Annotated in this window: 16 protein-coding genes; 10 read left to right on the top strand and 6 right to left on the bottom strand. The window is 37.0% G+C overall.

Annotated features, from left to right (window positions below; all coding sequences use genetic code 11):
• Positions 1 to 4 precede the first annotated feature (4 nt).
• The 4 genes from PMN2A_RS01320 to PMN2A_RS01305 are packed head-to-tail and all read right to left on the bottom strand — an operon-like array spanning position 5 to position 4,856.
• Positions 5 to 2,419, bottom strand: a complete 2,415-nt coding sequence (locus PMN2A_RS01320; protein WP_011294218.1) for an endonuclease MutS2 — start codon at positions 2,417 to 2,419, stop codon at positions 5 to 7.
• A 15-nt stretch (positions 2,420 to 2,434) separates the two neighbouring features.
• Positions 2,435 to 2,839 (bottom strand): VOC family protein, encoded by a 405-nt coding sequence (locus PMN2A_RS01315; protein ID WP_011294217.1) that lies wholly within the window; start codon positions 2,837 to 2,839, stop codon positions 2,435 to 2,437.
• A 48-nt stretch (positions 2,840 to 2,887) separates the two neighbouring features.
• Entirely contained in the window at positions 2,888 to 3,886 is a 999-nt protein-coding gene (gene hemB / locus PMN2A_RS01310; protein WP_011294216.1) for a porphobilinogen synthase, read from the bottom strand.
• 34 nt (positions 3,887 to 3,920) lie between these two features.
• Entirely contained in the window at positions 3,921 to 4,856 is a 936-nt protein-coding gene (locus PMN2A_RS01305) for a DnaJ C-terminal domain-containing protein (protein WP_011294215.1), read from the bottom strand.
• Between the two features lie 142 nt (positions 4,857 to 4,998).
• Between PMN2A_RS01305 and PMN2A_RS01300 the strand changes: the two genes are divergently transcribed.
• Genes PMN2A_RS01300 through PMN2A_RS01290 form a run of 3 tightly spaced genes read left to right on the top strand, consistent with a single transcriptional unit; the run spans position 4,999 to position 7,998 of the window.
• Entirely contained in the window at positions 4,999 to 6,666 is a 1,668-nt protein-coding gene (locus PMN2A_RS01300) for a SulP family inorganic anion transporter (protein WP_011294214.1), read from the top strand.
• A gap of 46 nt (positions 6,667 to 6,712) precedes the next feature.
• Positions 6,713 to 7,705: a sodium-dependent bicarbonate transport family permease gene (locus tag PMN2A_RS01295; RefSeq protein ID WP_011294213.1), complete on the top strand. Its 993-nt coding sequence runs from the start codon at positions 6,713 to 6,715 to the stop codon at positions 7,703 to 7,705.
• An 11-nt stretch (positions 7,706 to 7,716) separates the two neighbouring features.
• Positions 7,717 to 7,998 carry a P-II family nitrogen regulator gene (locus PMN2A_RS01290; RefSeq protein ID WP_011294212.1) on the top strand — a complete coding sequence of 94 codons (282 nt, stop codon included), beginning with the start codon at positions 7,717 to 7,719 and terminating at the stop codon, positions 7,996 to 7,998.
• A 23-nt stretch (positions 7,999 to 8,021) separates the two neighbouring features.
• Here PMN2A_RS01290 and PMN2A_RS01285 read toward each other — a convergent pair whose 3' ends face one another.
• Positions 8,022 to 8,978 (bottom strand): NAD(P)/FAD-dependent oxidoreductase, encoded by a 957-nt coding sequence (locus PMN2A_RS01285; protein ID WP_011294211.1) that lies wholly within the window; start codon positions 8,976 to 8,978, stop codon positions 8,022 to 8,024.
• A 267-nt stretch (positions 8,979 to 9,245) separates the two neighbouring features.
• On the opposite strand from PMN2A_RS01285, the gene PMN2A_RS01280 reads away from it, so the two are divergent.
• Together PMN2A_RS01280 and PMN2A_RS01275 are read left to right on the top strand one after the other, a co-directional pair.
• On the top strand, positions 9,246 to 9,557 hold the full coding sequence (locus tag PMN2A_RS01280; RefSeq protein ID WP_011294210.1) for a hypothetical protein: 312 nt from the start codon (positions 9,246 to 9,248) through the stop codon (positions 9,555 to 9,557).
• A 50-nt stretch (positions 9,558 to 9,607) separates the two neighbouring features.
• Positions 9,608 to 11,233, top strand: coding sequence for an ABC1 kinase family protein (locus PMN2A_RS01275; protein ID WP_049752686.1), 1,626 nt, complete (start codon positions 9,608 to 9,610; stop codon positions 11,231 to 11,233).
• A gap of 10 nt (positions 11,234 to 11,243) precedes the next feature.
• Here the strand turns inward: PMN2A_RS01275 and eno are convergent, their stop codons facing one another.
• Positions 11,244 to 12,545: a phosphopyruvate hydratase gene (gene eno, locus PMN2A_RS01270; RefSeq protein WP_011294208.1), complete on the bottom strand. Its 1,302-nt coding sequence runs from the start codon at positions 12,543 to 12,545 to the stop codon at positions 11,244 to 11,246.
• A 157-nt stretch (positions 12,546 to 12,702) separates the two neighbouring features.
• On the opposite strand from eno, the gene PMN2A_RS01265 reads away from it, so the two are divergent.
• From PMN2A_RS01265 to rplA, 5 genes are all read left to right on the top strand, one after another.
• Entirely contained in the window at positions 12,703 to 15,498 is a 2,796-nt protein-coding gene (locus PMN2A_RS01265) for an ATP-dependent Clp protease ATP-binding subunit (RefSeq protein WP_011294207.1), read from the top strand.
• A 72-nt stretch (positions 15,499 to 15,570) separates the two neighbouring features.
• Entirely contained in the window at positions 15,571 to 15,813 is a 243-nt protein-coding gene (gene secE / locus PMN2A_RS01260) for a preprotein translocase subunit SecE (protein ID WP_011294206.1), read from the top strand.
• Between the two features lie 84 nt (positions 15,814 to 15,897).
• A complete protein-coding gene (nusG, locus tag PMN2A_RS01255; protein ID WP_430515582.1) occupies positions 15,898 to 16,524 on the top strand; it encodes a transcription termination/antitermination protein NusG in 627 nt (208 codons plus the stop codon).
• Positions 16,525 to 16,627: 103 nt separating this feature from the next.
• Entirely contained in the window at positions 16,628 to 17,053 is a 426-nt protein-coding gene (gene rplK / locus PMN2A_RS01250; protein ID WP_011294204.1) for a 50S ribosomal protein L11, read from the top strand.
• 70 nt (positions 17,054 to 17,123) lie between these two features.
• On the top strand, positions 17,124 to 17,831 hold the full coding sequence (gene rplA / locus PMN2A_RS01245) for a 50S ribosomal protein L1 (RefSeq protein WP_011294203.1): 708 nt from the start codon (positions 17,124 to 17,126) through the stop codon (positions 17,829 to 17,831).
• Positions 17,832 to 17,976: the final 145 nt, after the last annotated feature.

Genomic DNA, 17,976 nt, shown 5'->3' with positions numbered 1-17,976 from the left:
AATTTCAATCAACCATCCACACAACGCTACATCCAGGGCCGCCATCATGAGGTTCAGCATCGGCTACTTTTTCAATATATGGAAGTGAATCAAACCATTTCCTCAAACCTTTTTTCAGTTTTCCAGAACCAATTCCATGAATAACCCATAAAGCTCCGGAACAATTTCTCAATTTTTCTTCAATTACCCCCTCGGCTTCATGAACGCGTAACCCTCTTACATCTAAGGTGTTTTTTTTAGTTCTTACTAAAGATAAATTCTTTCTTACCTGCGAAGTTTTTACTTGCACACTTTGGTTTATTTCGACCTTTTGACCATCAAGACTTTCAACTTCGGTTAAATTGACTTTGCTTCGAAATACGCCGCATAGCACTGTTAATTGCATTCCATCATCTGAAAAAGAAATTATTTCACCTGCTTTACCAATAGAAGACAATCTAACTTTTTCCCCAATCTTTGGTGTCCAACTCTGTGTGTGGTTAATTCGCTTGTCGTTTCGATATCCCTTTTCTATTTGCCGTAATCGTTGACCGGCAATTCTTGCTGTCTCACCACTAGCGTTTTGATCGCGCAAGCGTTTAATTAAATGTCTAACTTCTTTTTGACCTTCACGAATTGATGACTCCAATTTAAACCTTCCTTGTTCATTAAACTCTTCCGATTGTTGACGTTGTTTCTGCCAACTATTAAGTAATTCCTCATGTAGTAATTCGGTTTTAGCCAATAATGCAGCAGCATCTTCAGCTGCTGATTGCTGACGCTCGCGTTGTTTTTCTAAGCCTTGAATAACTTGATTAACATTATCAACCCTTTCAGGATTGATAAATTTTTGAGCACTTATAATTACTTGCTCATCGAGACCAAGTCTCTTTGAAATTTCAATTGCATTACTTCGACCAGGAATTCCCCATTGCAAATGAAAAGTTGGTTGTATAGTTTCACTATCAAAAGAAACTGAAGCATTTTCAAATCTTGAATCACTATATTTGAGCGCTTTTAATTGTCCAAAATGAGTAGTCGCGATAGTTAATCTTGCTCTATTAGCCATTACCTGTAGGAGTGCCATGGCCAATGCTGTGCCTTCAGTTGGATCAGTTCCAGCTCCAACTTCATCTAAAAGAACGAGAGTCGTACCAGGGAACACATCTATAGCGTCGAGTATTCGACTTATACGAAGAATATGTCCGCTAAATGTAGACAAATTTTGCTGTAAAGATTGCTCATCACCAATATCAGCGAAAACATTTTTACACCATGGTAATCTTGGTGAGCCTGTACATGGCAAAAGCAACCCCGCTTTTGCCATTAAAACTGCTAAACCAATACTTTTCAAAGCAACTGTTTTCCCTCCAGTATTAGGGCCTGTAATCGCAACAACTTTTAAATCAGGGGCGACATCAAAACTAGTTGGAACTACTGTATTCTTTTTCTCATAGAAGTCATTCCATACTAATAAAGGATGACGAAAATCTTTGATCTCAAAGGGTGAATGTTCTTCTTGATCTAGAATTGCAGGGACCCCATTAAGCCATTTAGAATAACGTGCTCGAGACAATGCAAACTCAATTTGCAAAAGGATCTCTACTAAATGAGCTATTACAATTGCATTAAGACCAACCTCTTTACTCCAATCAGCTAAAAGTCTCCTCTCTTCATCTGAGATTTCAGAATCTATCTTAGCTAAACGATTTCCTATTGATATGACAACTTGGGGCTCGACATATATCGTGTTCCCAGAGGCCGAACTATCATGAACCATTCCTTTGATTTGATCAGAAGTCCCAGCCTTAAAAGCTAAAACAGGTCGTCCATACCTCTCTGAAATAATATTATCTTGAAGTAATCCACCATATTTCCGGATGATATCTTGAAGAATATCTTTTCTTTGAAGACGTACGGAATTTCTATAACGTCGTAATTCAGAAAGCTTTGGGCTAGCACGATCTGCAATTCGCCCACCTTCATCAAGCCCAAATTCGAGGAGTTTTTGCAAATCTGGTAAAGTTGCAACATCTTTGAGTAATTCAGAAAGTCGTGGACGTATCACTTGATCAAATATTAGTTTTCGTAATTTTCTAGCAGCTCTTAAAGTATCAGCTACTTTTAATAAATCCTCACCAATAGCAATACCTCCTTTGGAGCATATCAAAAGTATATTTTCCAAATCATGAACACCATCAAAAGATATTCCTTCATTAAGAGAACTATCTAATGACCCAATTTCTAATGTTTGGGACAATAGCTCTTGGCTTAAAGATAGATTTCGTGGCAAATCAAAGCTTTCACATTTTTTACGACCTTGTTGAGTAAGAGCGAATGTAGACAAATGGCTACAAACAGTTGGCCATTCAAGCAAATCCAAAGACTCTGATATTATTTGTGTCTTTTTAGAATCATCATGATTTTTTGTTAATCCCATTCGTCTAGCTAAAGTCTATTGATTTGTTGGTATTCCTGTTGATGGGTGATAAAGCATTTCTAACCAATTACCTTCTGTATCTTTTAAATAAAAAGAAGAAGTCCCATCTCGATGATCATGCAAAGCACCAACCTTGATCCCTTGTTTTTTTAGAGAGTCATGAATTCTCTTGATCTCATCTTTATTAGTGAAATGAAATGCGAAATGAGGACCAGCAGCTTTATAGCTAGGGCCAAGTAAAGCTAAACCATCTTTACTATCCCCCGCCTCTAAGTAACACCAATCAGTATCATCCCATATGAGCTTCATTCCCAAGGCCATATAAAAGCTTTTAGCTCTGTTGACATCCTCAACTCTTATAGCAACATGACCGAGTCGATGAACACTTTCAATATTTAATTCAGACTGTTTTTTTTGCATTACTTTTGATTGAAGGTCAAATTTTAGTAATTTTCTTAATCAACTTTATTATTCTTTTAACCATCCTGCGGCATCACATGCGTGATATGTAAGGATCAGATTTGCTCCTGCTCTTTTAAAACTCAATAAGGTTTCCAAAACAATTTCTCTTTCATCTATCCAGCCTCTTTGAGCAGCAGCTTTGACCATCGAGTACTCCCCACTTACGTTATACGCAGCGATAGGTAGTTCTGATTCTTCTCTTAAACGGTAAATAATATCTAAGTAAGCCAAACCTGGTTTAACCATGAGAATGTCTGATCCTTCTTGTTCGTCAAGCTGAGCTTCAGTTATTGCTTCCCTAGCATTAGCTGGATCCATCTGATAGGTGTTTTTATTTTTCGGAATAGGCTTATTAGATATTGATCTAGGAGCAGAATCTAAAGCTTCTCTAAACGGTCCATAATATGCAGATGAATATTTTGCCGTATAACTAATTATTCCTACATGTTCAAAACCTTCATCATCTAAGGCTTCTCTTATTGCTCCAACTCTTCCATCCATCATGTCACTTGGGCCAATTAAATCTGCTCCAGCTCGTGCCTGAACAACAGCTTGTTTACACAAATAATTAACAGTTGCATCATTCAAAATTATCCCGTCATCACTAACTATTCCATCATGACCATCACAAGAATAAGGATCTAAAGCAACATCAGTCATAACACACATTTCCGGTATCTCTTTTTTCAATCTTTCAATAGTCCTTGGTATTAAACCTTTTTCATTAAAGCATTCAGCTCCATCTTCTGTTTTTTGCTCGTCAGGAACTTTTGGGAAAATAACGACACATCTAATACCTAGATTCCAAGCACGCTTAACTTCATCAATCAATCCATCTATGGGCCAGCGACTTGTACCTGGCATCGCGGCTATTTCTTGAGTATCTGACCCTTCATGAACAAAAAGAGGGTAGATAAAGTCAGAAGCAGAGACAGTGTTCTCTCGAACCATCTCTCTTAAAGAGTTTGTTCTGCGAAGACGACGGGGCCGATAAGTAAGATCCATATGGACCAATCAAGATAACTACATTTTACTTCCTTTAAGTCCTAGCCTTCTCGAACCAGCTTGATCGAGGTTCATCTATTCGAACAGATCTAAGCTTTTCAAGAAGTCTCAGCTCATCAGCTGACCAATTTTCAGGTAACTTTAGTTTTAGAGTAAAAAACAAATCTCCTTGGGTATCTAAGTTATGTAATCCTTGGCCTTGTAATCTCAATTTTTGCTCGGGTAAACTTCCAGAAGGTATTGATAGATATGTGTCACCTTGAGGAGAGACAACCATAATATTTGCTCCCAAAGCAAATTCATCTAAAGAAAGAGGTAAATCTGCATAAACATCTAAACCTTTTACTTTCCAAATCGGATGAGATTTAACACTGACCTCAATCAATAAATCTCCTCTTTTCCCTTTTCCAGACTGTATGTTGCCCTTATTTTTAATACGTATTTTTGATCCTGTTTCAATTCCTTGTGGGATTGTTACCTCTATACGTTCATCATTCACCAAAAGATTTTTTTTTGCTCCATTCAAAGCTTCTAAAAAACTAATCTGCAAATTAAATTCTGCATCAAGATTTAGTGATTGTGCATTCTTATTTGAAGATATATTTGAGTAAATATCTTGACTAACCTCACTAAATCTTCCAATTAAATCACTCAAAAAATCATCAAAGTTTAGATATTCATCAAATTGGTTTTCATTATTTTCTGTGGAAAAATCTCTATATTTTCCAGCTCTTTTTTTTAACCAATAACTTAAATATTGTTCATAAGACTTTTTTTTAGCCTCATCAGAAAGAATCTCGTAAGCTTCATTGATTTCTTTGAATTCCGACTCAGCCTTCTGATCATGTGGATGTAAATCAGGATGAAATTGTCTAGCAAGTTTTCTGAATGCACTTTTAATTTCTTGATCGGTAGCATTTCTGCTAATGCCAAGAATTTTGAAATAATCCTTAAAACCGTTTAATTCCATGAAAATAAAGCTTTTTCAAGTGCTAAGAGTCAATCTTTTTCTAATTTTGTCTAAATCTAGTATGTAAAAATTGAGAATGCTGAACGTAATTGAACCTTGAAGAGATAGGCTTACTCAAGTCAAATCAAGTAAGGAGAGTCGATTGGCGTTAATTAATGGCTTTCACCTGAAAAATATTAGAGGTGATGTTTTAGGCGGCTTAACAGCTGCAGTTGTGGCATTACCACTAGCTTTAGCGTTTGGTAATGCTGCTCTTGGTCCTGGGGGCGCTATTTATGGTCTTTACGGGGCAGTCGTAGTTGGCTTCCTCGCTGCTTTATTTGGAGGAACGCCTGCTCAGGTAAGTGGTCCGACTGGGCCGATGAGTGTAACCGTTGCTGGAGTGGTGGCGAGCTTGGCGGCTGTAGGAGTACCTAGGGATTTATCTGCTGGCGAAATTCTTCCTCTAGTAATGGCTGCGGTAGTCATTGGAGGATTATTTCAGATTTTATTTGGCCTACTAAGGCTTGGTAAATACATAACACTTGTTCCATACTCAGTTGTTTCAGGCTTTATGTCTGGAATTGGAGTAATCATAATTACTCTTCAAATAGGTCCTTTACTTGGAATATCAACTCGAGGAGGAGTATTAGAGTCTCTATCAACTTTATTTAATAATTTCGAGCCAAATGGAGCTGCAATAGCAGTTGCAACAATGACACTTGCCATAGTGTTTCTGACCCCCCGTAAAATAAGTCAATGGGTCCCGTCTCCTCTTTTAGCATTATTAATAGTTACTCCTTTATCAATACTTCTTTTTGGCGATAGTTCCCTAGACAGGATAGGTGCAATACCTGAGGGTGGTCTTTCTTTAAGTCTCCCAGATCCAAGTCTTGGCAATTTCTTCCCAATTATTCTTAAAGCTGGACTAGTCCTTGCTGTTCTTGGGGCTATTGACTCTCTTCTTACATCTCTTGTCGCAGACAATATTTCTCAAACTAGGCACAATTCTGATAGAGAACTCATTGGACAAGGTATTGGTAATGCAGTAGCTGGAATTTTTACAGGTTTACCAGGTGCTGGGGCAACCATGAGAACAGTCATAAATGTCAAATCTGGAGGTTCCACTCCAATCTCAGGGATGGTTCATTCAGTTGTATTGCTATTTGTTCTTGTTGGTGCTGGTCCTCTAGCCGCTCAAATTCCTACAGCTCTTCTAGCAGGAATTTTAATAAAAGTTGGCTTAGACATTATTGATTGGGGATTTCTTTTAAGAGCTCATAAACTTTCGCTTAAAACAGCAAGTGTGATGTATGGAGTCCTCTTTATGACAGTTTTCTGGGACTTGATATGGGCTGTACTAGTAGGAGTATTCATAGCCAATATGCTCACAATCGATTCAATTACAGAGACACAATTAGAAGGAATGGAAGCTGACAACCCATTCGATTCATCATCAAATAACAATGCTGCAAATGCACAACTCCCCTCAGATGAGAAAGCACTTTTAGATCGTTGTGCGGGAGAAGTAATGCTATTCAGATTAAAAGGCCCACTTAGTTTTGGAGCAGCAAAAGGAATTACTGAAAGAATGATGCTTGTAAGAAACTATAAAGTTCTAATTCTTGATATCACTGATGTTCCTAGACTTGGAGTCACGGCAACTCTCGCAATAGAAGATATGGTTCAGGAAGCTCTAAGCAACTCAAGGAAAGCATATGTTGCTGGCGCAACAGGAAGAGTAAAGGACAGACTTGCTAAATTTGGAGTTGATGTAATTGGTACTAGAAAGGAAGCGCTTGTAGCTGCAATTGACAGCTTGAATGGTTAATAATCAATATTTTCATCCAATTTGCTTACTTTAAGAACTAACAGATATGGGCCAAAACCTTTTCATCCAAAATGCTTTAAGTCCACCAATACTTTTTTTCTTTTTGGGTGCAATTGCATACGCATTAAAGTCTGATTTTGAGATTCCAGCTCCCCTACCAAAATTATTTTCTTTATATCTTTTACTTGCAATAGGCTTCAAAGGAGGGATTGAACTTCAGAAAAGTGGCTTTACTTATCCAGTTCTTCCTACTGTGGTGGCTGCAATATTAATGTCTCTTTTAATCCCTCTTATTTGCTTTGTAATACTGAGATTAAAATTTGATGTTTTTAATGCAGCAGCAATATCTGCAGCATATGGGTCAATAAGTGCCGTTACTTTTATAACTGCTGAAAGCTTTTTAGAAAGTCAAAATATACCCTTTGATGGTTTTATGGTTGCAGCTTTAGCACTTATGGAGTCTCCAGCAATAATAATTGGTCTTCTATTAGTCAAGTTTGGAGCAACAAAAAATAGGCCCATCAAAAGAAAAATGAAATGGGGCTCAATTCTTCATGAGTCAATGCTTAATGGTTCAGTTTATTTATTACTAGGAAGCCTTTTAATTGGTTTTTTGACATCAGCTGTTGATCCCACTGACATTAAAAAGATGGAACCATTTACTGGAGAACTTTTTTATGGGGCTGAGTGTTTCTTTTTATTAGATATGGGAATTGTGGCAGCTCAACGACTCGCTCGTTTAAATAAAACCGGTGCTTTTCTCATTATGTTTTCGATACTGATGCCAATAATTAATGCAGTATTAGGTTCAGTAGTAGCAAAATTCCTAAATTTAGATTCAGGCAATGCACTCTTATTTGTTGTTCTATGTGCAAGTGCTTCGTATCTCGCTGTACCAACAGCAATGAGAATGACAGTGCCTGAAGCCAGGCCCAGTTATTACATTTCAACTACTCTTGGGTTAACCTTTCCATTTAACATAATATTTGGGATACCTGTTTATATGAGCTTAGTAAACACAATGATTCCTCAAATTTAATATTCAAAAACATGAAAAGACTTGACTTAATTTTTAGCGAAAGAGAACTAGATGATGTTTTATCAGCATTAGAAAAGGCTGAAGTGCCTGGCTATACGGTTATGAAACATGCAACTGGAAGAGGCCCAGAAAGAATTGTCACAGAAGATATGGAATTTACTGGATTTGGATCCAATGCACATGTAATTATTTTTTGTGAGCAAGAGGTAATTGATAAAATAAGAGAAAATATAAAATCTGTTTTGAGTTACTACGGAGGAGTTGCTTATGTTTCAGAAGCAACTCCTCTTTAAAAAATAATTCTCAATTTTTCACATCAAGCATGAACCCAGTCGACACGAATAGATTTTCTACTATTTAAGTATCTATCTATAGCCATAGCAGCTATACATCCATCCGATGCTGCTACAACAGCTTGCTTAAAAGGGGTATTTCTGATGTCGCCAATCGCCCACACTCCTTCAACTGTTGTCGACATAAAGTCATCGACCAAAACCCCGCCATCCTCCTTAAAAGCAACCTGTTCACCAAGAAAGTCTGTAATAGGCTTTGACCCGCTCATATAAACAAAAACTCCTTCAAGAGCTAAATTTTGATGGGTATCAATTGAACGATTTTTAACCTTAATGCCTGTTACACCACCATCATTACCTTCAATCTGCATCAACCTAGTCTTACTCCAATGGTTGACATTTGGTTTTGATAAGAGGTCTTGCGCATGATGGTCATCTGGTTTTGGATCATTAGATGTTATCCAATGAACTTTGGAAGCAAATTTTGTAAGAACATTTGCTTCTTCGATTGCTTCTTTATTAATACCAACAACGGCAACTTCACGATCTCTATAAAAAGCCCCATCACAAGTCGCGCAATAGCTAACTCCTCTACCAAGAAATTCAGCCTCACCTTTAAATGATGCTGGCCTTCCCATTGCACCACTTGCAACGACAAGTGCTTTTGCTTTAAAGGTTCCTTCTGGTGTGTAGATAGTTTTCCAATCACCACTAGAATCAATTCCAAAAACTTGAGCTCTTCGATAATCAGCCCCGTATTGGGTAGCCTGATCTCTCATCAATTTCAACAAGGCCTCTCCACTCATTTCACTGGAAACCCCTGGATAATTCGCAATTTGATGGGTTATTGCTAACGCCCCTACATCAGGGTTTTTATCGAGGATTACTGTTCTTAAATCTGCTCGGGAGGTGTAAAGCGCACAACTGCATCCAGCAGGCCCACCACCAACTATGACAACATCAGTTTCAATGGTTTCCAATGGAAATTCTCTTAGTAGGTTTTGCTCTCTTTCAAGAAGAGAAAGTAATGTGTTGAGATCACTTGGGTTAATAGATTAAACTTTTTTCCCAAATCAAATCAAATGTTAGCTTGTCCAACTCTAATGAAAATTCTTTAAGATGAACAATAACAACTAATCTTCTAAATAGATTTAATTGATTAAGAGCAAATCTGCCTATACCTAGTTTCAATCCGAAGACACAAAGAAACCGAAATCTCCTACAGTATAAGCTGATTATCTAGATTCTTGAGCGACTCAGAGATACTGCTTAAAGCAGCTATAAACCGAATATCAGCTCGAATAACAGAGAAACTTATAAATTCTGCTCAAGAATTTACTGAAATTGCTGAAGAATTGCCTCAAAAGCTCCAAAATGAATGGGATAGCTTTAAAGAAGAGATTATTGAAGAATCTGAACGTCTAGAAAAAAAGACTAATAAATCAAAAGAAAAAACTTCTGAGGAACAATTAAGTAAAGAAGATTCAATTCAAATTCAAATAGATAATCTCAGATCAAAGGTTATCGATATTAATAAAGATATTGAGGGGAAAAATTGATATTTTTAGCTAGTCAACTTCAAAGACTTGTTAGAGCCTTCAGGATTTGGATGATATTATTAGGTTTACTTTTCTATTTATGGTTTGATTCTAAAAAATGGACTTATTTAAAAGGGTACACCACTAAAAAAAGAGAGAAAAGAACTACTTCAAGAGCAAAATGGATTACAAAAGAATTAATTAATTTAGGATCAGCATTTATAAAATTAGGCCAACTTTTATCTGCTAGAGCTGATGTTATTCCATCTTCGTGGGTAAATGAGCTTACCTCTCTACAAGACAGAGTTCCACCTTTTGCATTTGAAAAAGTCGATGAAATTTTAAAGAAACAACTTGGAAACTCATACAATAAAATCATAAGTATTGATAAAAATCCAATTGGCTCAGCATCACTTGCTCAAGTTCATAAGGCTAGATTAAATAATGACAAAAATATCATTTTTAAAGTACAAAGACCAGATATAGAAAAGTTCTTCAGGCTTGACTTAGATGTGATGAATCAAGTTGCAAAAGTAGTGCAAAGAATAAAGTCTTTAAGTAGAGGTAATGACTGGATAGGTATTGCAAAGGAGTCTAGGAGAGTATTACTCAGAGAGCTAGATTTTCGAATTGAAGCTCAATATGCTGCAAGATTTAAACAACAATTTATAGATGATTCAGATATTTTAATACCAAGTGTATTTTGGGATTTAAGCACCAGTAAAGTTTTATGCTTAGAGTATTTACCAGGAATTAAGATCAATGACATTCAATCTCTAAAAAGTAATGATATTGATACTTCTTCAATCGCAAAGATTGGAGCTACAAGTTATTTAAAGCAATTAGTTAATTACGGTTTTTTTCACGCTGATCCTCATCCTGGTAACTTAGCTGTTTCTAAGAGTGGTTCTCTCATTTACTATGATTTTGGGATGATGGGTTTTGTCTCTGAGCGTATTAGAGGCAGGCTCAATTCAATGATAAAAGCGGCAGCGCTGAGAGACGTTAGTGGACTGGTCAAAGAACTTCAAATTGCTGGACTAATAGAAGACGATATTGAAATAGGTCCAGTTAGAAGATTAATAAGAATAATGTTAAACGAAGCCCTAACTCCTCCTTTTGATTCTCAAATCATAGAAAAGCTCTCTGGGGATATATCCGAACTGGCTTATGGGAAACCATTTAGAATACCAATTGAGTTGATTTTTGTTTTTAGAGCATTATCTACTTTTGAAGGTGTTGGAAGATATTTAGACCCAGAATTTAATTTAATAGCAATAGCAAAACCCTTCCTTCTCCCTCTCATGACTTCAAAGAATACAGACTCTAATGATCTATTTAATGAATTAGGAAGACAAGTTACTGAAATTGGCAGTAAAGCTGTTGGGTTGCCAAAACGCTTAGATGAAAATCTAGAAAGACTTGAACAAGGCGACTTGCAACTTCAAGTACGAATGGGTGAATCAGACAGACAACTCAGAAGAATGATTAACGCTCAACAAACACTAGGCAATTCCGTTCTGCTTGGCTCACTTGCAATATCGTCAGCTTTATTAGCCTCAAATAGCAAACCATATTTATTTTTCATACCATTAATTCCAGGGTTTCCAATAGCTCTAAATTGGATCACATTACAATTCAAAATGAGAAACGAAAATAGACTTGATAATTTTCAAGGAAGACGAGGCTCTCGCTAATTTATTTAAATCACCCTTTCAAGCTTCCTCTTGGTCCCAATCCAACAAGTCCAGCATAAGTTGCTTGACTGCCTAACTCATCCTCAATACGAAGTAATTGATTATATTTCGCGACTCTTTCACTCCGACTCAATGAACCTGTTTTGATTTGACCAGATTTAGTTGCTACTGATAAATCAGCAATAGTTGTATCTTCAGTTTCTCCACTTCTATGACTAATAACAGTTGTATAACTTGATCTTGATGCAAGCTCTATAGCTTCAAGTGTTTCAGTCAGAGAACCTATTTGATTCACCTTAATTAATATTGAATTTGCAATATTTTCATCAATCCCTCTTTGCAAACGAAGTGTGTTGGTAACAAATAAATCATCTCCAACTAATTGCACATTTTTGCCGAGCTTTTTCGTAAGCAATCTCCAACCATCCCAATCATCTTCGGCTAATCCATCTTCAATAGAAACAATTGGAAATGCATTAACTAATCCAGCCAATTCCTCAACCATTTGCTCGCTGGAATAAGAATTTCCACCATAACAATATTGTCCCTCCGCATAAAACTCCGTGCTCGCAACATCTAAAGCTAGAGATACTTGCTCTCCTGGTTTAAATCCGGCCTGTTCAATTGCTTGCATTAATAGATCGCCTGCTGCTTTATTACTCTCAAGATTTGGAGCGAATCCACCTTCATCACCAACAGCAGTTGATAAACCTTTCTGACTCAATAAATCTTTAAGCGTATGAAAGACCTCAGCTCCCATTCTCAATGCTTCTCTGAAGCTTTCAGCTCCATGAGGAACCAACATAAATTCTTGAAAATCTAAATTATTTGCTGCATGTTCACCTCCATTAATGACATTCATCAATGGAACTGGCAATAATGATGACATTGGCCCTCCTAAGTACCTATACAGAGGTAATCCCAATCCATTTGCTGCGGCTCTTGCAGTAGCCATACTGACAGCAAGAATTGAATTGGCTCCAAGATTTGATTTGTTGTCCGTATCATCAAGTTGTTTCATTACAGAATCAACTGTGGCTTGATCTAAAGAGGACAGACCGCATAGCGCGGGAGCAATATTTTCTTCTATGTGATTAACGGCCTGGAGGACTCCTTTACCCAGATAACGCTTACCACCATCTCTTAATTCATGAGCCTCATGAGCTCCAGTGCTTGCGCCACTAGGGACAATTGAACGTCCTATTGCTCCACCTTCTAAAAGCACTTCAGCCTCAACTGTTGGATTACCACGTGAGTCCAACACTTCTCGGGCCATAATGGTATCAATTACAAGTTCTAGAGAGTCAGCCACGAATTTAAGATGATTTTTAGATCTTATGAACTACATTATTCCTATATGTTCCTTAATTGCTAATCTAGCTTGCTTTCCAAGACCTAATCGATCAAATTTGTCTTAAAAGAGAATACACATATAGATAAAAAGTTCTCAACCAAAATTCAGTAGGCAAATGACCACTTTGAATCAAAAGTCATCAAAAATGAATGGAAGTCTCACTACAGAACCAGATTCGTTTAGCGATGAAGCTTGGAGTCTTTTATTAATAGCTGAACAATCAGCCAGAAGATGGAGACATAAGAACTTAGATGTTGAGCATCTTATTGAAGTGCTTTTTAGAAATAAAAAATATCAAAAATATACAAATTCCTTACCCATAAACCATAAAGAATTAAATGAAATCTTAGAAAACTTTATCGCTGAACTACCAATAAACAACCAACCAGATTTATTTATTGGAGAAGACTTAGAAATTCTTCTTGAAGTCGCTGATGATTTTCGCTCTCGATGGGGATCTAATCAAATAGAAATATCTCATATCCTCATCGCAATTGGAAGAGATAATCGCTTAGGAGAAGATCTTTTGTATCAAGCAGGTCTACCGAGTGAAATTCTCGAAGCGGAATTGAGACGACTACCAGCACCGAAATCATTTAAACAATCAAAAAGAAATCAAGACAAACCAATAACAAATCGACCACAGAAAGATTCACAGTCTTTTATGCCTACCGAAACCACTGCAAAAGATCCAAAACCCGAGCCACTTCCTCCTCTCTCTAAAGAAGAAATCACATCAAAGCAAGAACCTTTAAACCTTAATGAGGCACCAAGTGCCTTAGATTTATACTGCAAAGATCTTACAACTGAAGCTGAAAACGGAACATTAGACCCTGTGATTGGCAGAGAGTCTGAAATAAAAGCTATTACAAAAGTTTTATCTAGAAGAGGTAAAAACAATCCAGTACTAATTGGTGCTCCTGGTGTTGGGAAAACAGCAATTGCAGAATTATTAGCTCAAAAAATTGTAGATAACGAACTTCCTGAATCTCTTCAAGGTCTAAGGCTAATTTCACTTGATATCGGTGCATTAATTGCTGGAGCTAAATTTCGAGGACAATTTGAAGAACGCTTTAGATCATTATTAAGTGAAATCAACAATAGCGAAAAAGGGGTAATCCTATTCATAGATGAATTACACACAATTGTAAGCAAAGACAGATCAAATACTGATGCTGGTAGTCTATTAAAACCATTATTAGCAAGCGGAGACTTAAGATGCATTGGTGCAACTACTCCAGACAATTATAGACGTACGATAGAAAAAGACCTCGCTCTAAATAGACGATTTCAGCAAGTATCAATTAAAGAACCCAGCTTAGATTTAAGCTTGGAAATCTTAAAAGGACTTAAAGAAAATTACGAGGTTCATCATGGCGTAATTATTACCGATGAAGCACTAATTACAGCAAATCGTTTAGCCTATAGATATATAAGTGATAGATGCCTACCAGATAAAGCTATTGACTTAATCGACGAGGCTTCAGCTCAAGTAAGAATAGAATCTGCATTAAAACCAAAAATCATAGAAGAGAAAGAATCTCAGGTTAATCATTTAGAGTCATCAATAATAAATGCAGATAAAGATACAACTTTAGAGACTATAAATAATCTTCAAGAAAAGAAAGAATTGCTACTCTTTGAGTTGGCTGAGATTAAACAAAAATGGCAAGATCAGATTGATAAATCAGCTGAATTACAAGAACTAAAAATAAGCTTGAAAGAATTAAAAAATTTAATAAGAGAAGTGGAAATCTCTGGTGATATGGAAGAAGTAGAAAGACTTAAATACGACCAACTCTACCAATTACAAGAAAGAATAGAAGAAATAGAAGTTTCTATTCGAGAAGATAATGAGTATGGTAATTCCTTACTAAAAGACAAAGTCAACCCAGAAGACATCGCTGATGTTGTCTCAAGATGGACAGGAATTCCTGTTAGAAAGGTTGTATCGGGTGAAAGACAGAAACTTTTAAAGTTAGAACAAGACTTAGGAAAAAAAGTTATTGGCCAATTAAATGCTGTTCAAGCAGTCTCAGCCGCAATTCGCAGAGCTAGAGCTGGGATGCAGGACATAAAAAGGCCCATTGGATCCTTTCTTTTTCTAGGCCCTACAGGTGTTGGAAAAACTGAACTTGCTAAATCACTAGCAAGTTCTTTGTTTGATGAAGAGGACGCTTTGTTGAGACTTGATATGAGTGAATATATGGAGAGGAATGCTGTTTCAAGACTCTTAGGTGCACCGCCTGGATACGTGGGTTACGAAGAAGGTGGTCAATTAACAGAGGCAATTAGAAAAAGACCCTATGCAGTTTTGCTTCTTGATGAGATTGAAAAAGCTCATCAAGAAGTTTTCAATATCCTGTTACAGGTATTAGATGATGGAAGACTCACCGATTCTCAAGGTCGAACAGTAGATTTTAGAAATACAGTTATTGTTATGACAAGCAATCTTGCTAGCAAAGCAATCTTAAATAATTCACTTCAACTTCAAAGCGAAAATTCAAATAAAAATATTCTTTTACAAGAATTAGATCAAAAAATCAACGAAGCTCTAACAAAACATTTTCGACCTGAATTTTTGAACCGCATTGATGAAGTAATAAAATTCAACCCACTTAAACCTGACAGCTTAGAGCAAATAGTTCGACTTCAACTTGATGAATTGAAGAAGCTTCTAAAGCACCAAGGTTTAGACCTTTATGTTGACGAAAATACTATTAAAATTCTTGCTGAAGAAGGCTATGAACCTGAATACGGGGCTAGACCGCTCAGAAGAGTGATTAGAAGAAGATTAGAAAACCCACTGGCCACACAAATTTTAGAAGAGGCTTTTCAAGGTGCAAAATCAATAAGGGTTGAGACTAAAGATGATGATTCAGAAAAACTTCTTTTTTTAATAGATAACTAATCTCTCAAACATAAGTTAGTCTAGGTTTATAGCCATTCTTTTTAAAAGTACCCTCCTTTTAGTCTTCCCAAAGTGACAAGTCCAACCTCTAAAGAGGATCAAGAAAAGGTAATTCCTACAAAAAAGGAAAAGACTGCCTTAAAAAAGAGTTTTTTATCCTCTACAATTGATGAAATGAAACTTGTTGTATGGCCTTCACGCCAACAACTTTTTAGCGAATCTGTTGCCGTGATTTTAATGGTCACTTTATCAGCAGTATCAATCGCAGCTGTAAGCCGTTTTTATGGATGGGCCTCTACTCAGATATTTCGCTGAGTTGACTAACCTAAATTTTTAAACCACTCACAATTTTTTCCAGTGTCAGAGATTGAAACCACCCCTGCTAAAGATTCAAAAATAATTGATAGATCAGAAGCAAGCGAGGATGATCAATCATCTTTTGCAAACCAGTCAATCAAGACAAATATTGCACGTTGGTACGCTATTCAGGTTGCCTCAAGTTGCGAAAAGAAGGTAAAAGCGACACTTGAGCAAAGAGCCATAACTCTTGGTGTCAGTGACAGAATAATAGAGATAGAAATCCCTCAAACACCAGCAGTTAAGTTAAAAAAAGATGGTAGTAGGCAGACTACAGAAGAAAAAGTTTTCCCTGGATATGTGCTAGTTCGTATGGTTTTAGATGAAGACACAATGATGGCTGTAAGAAGTACACCTAATGTAATTAATTTTGTTGGTGCAGAGGACCGCAGAGCTACTGGTAAAGCACGCGGACACATAAAACCTCGCCCTCTCAGCAGGCAAGAAGTTAATAGGATTTTCAAACGAGCAGCTGAAAAGAAAACTGTTGTCAAATTGGATGTAGAGGAAGGTGATCAGATTGTTGTAACTGCAGGTCCTTTTAAAGACTTCCAAGGAGAAGTTATTGAAGTTTCAGGAGAACGAAACAAACTTAAGGCTCTCTTATCGATTTTTGGTAGAGAAACTCCAGTTGAGCTTGAATTTTCTCAAATAACTAAGCAAAATTGATTTTTAATTTCCTTTTGCTGTCTGGTCAGTCTAGGAGTTAAGTTTAATAGATAATTTAATCTGATTAATTTCAGGTTTTCCGCATTAGTTCAATTTTCAGCCGATGGCAAAGAAAGTAGTAGCCCTGATCAAGTTGGCCTTACAGGCTGGCAAAGCCAACCCTGCTCCTCCCGTTGGGCCTGCGCTTGGTCAACACGGGGTAAACATAATGGCATTTTGTAAGGAATACAATTCGCGCACCCAAGACAAAGCTGGCTTTGTTATTCCTGTAGAAATATCAGTTTTCGAAGATAGAAGTTTTAGTTTCATAACAAAAACCCCTCCTGCTTCTGTTTTGATAACTAAAGCAGCAGGAATTGCAAAAGGTTCAGGAGAGTCAGCGAAAGGATCTGCTGGCTCGATTAGTACAAGTCAACTTGAGGAAATTGCTAAAACAAAACTTCCTGATCTCAATTGCAGCAGCATCGAATCAGCGATGAAAGTTATTGAAGGAACTGCCAAAAATATGGGTGTTTCCATAAAGGACTAATTAAATCGTAAAATCACCAAACCTTCTATTACAAGGGGGAGACTAAAAGTCGTATGCACCCCAATTTATTATGAAAAATTTTTCTAAAAGGATGACAACGTTACTTTCCAAAGTGGAAGAGCGTTCATATTCTCCAATTGAAGCTATAAAACTAGTCAAGGAGAATGCCAATGCAAAGTTCGATGAGACTATTGAAGCTCATATAAGACTCGGTATTGACCCAAAATATACTGATCAGCAACTAAGGACAACAGTTGCCTTGCCAAGTGGAACCGGTCAGAAAATACGAATAGCGGTAGTAACACGCGGTGAGAAAGTGAATGAAGCAACTAAAGCAGGCGCTGATCTGGCTGGAGAGGAAGATTTAGTTGATTCAATCAACAAAGGAGAAATGAACTTTGACCTTCTAATTTCAACTCCAGATATGATGCCTAAAGTAGCCAAACTTGGTAGAGTGCTTGGCCCTAGAGGGCTTATGCCTAATCCAAAAGCAGGAACAGTTACGACCGATTTAGAGGGAGCTATTAAAGAATTTAAAGCAGGAAAACTTGAATTCAGAGCAGACAAAGCAGGAATTGTTCACGTTCGATTTGGTAAAGCAAGTTTTTCAGAAGAGGCACTCCTTGAAAATCTGAAGACGCTGCAAACAACAATAGAAAAAAATAAACCAAGCGGTGCAAAAGGTAAATTTTGGAGAAGCTTCTTTATCACATCTACAATGGGACCATCAGTAGAAGTAGATATAAACGAATTACAAGACTTGCAGAAAGAAAAGTGACCCTTATTGTTGTAAATTAGCTAAGTGGCATAGCCACAAGGGCATGCGCCCAGCCAAAGACAGCAGGTCTGATATCTATTAAATCTTCGATTTAATAGAATCTTTAAACCCCGCCGAGGTATACGCAGGATTTATCTTTTTGGAT

This window comes from Prochlorococcus marinus str. NATL2A (assembly GCF_000012465.1).
GTDB classification, from domain to species: domain Bacteria; phylum Cyanobacteriota; class Cyanobacteriia; order PCC-6307; family Cyanobiaceae; genus Prochlorococcus_B; species Prochlorococcus_B marinus_B.
The sequence above is the reverse complement of the archived record's forward strand: the minus strand, read 5'-3'. Positions and strand labels throughout refer to the sequence as shown.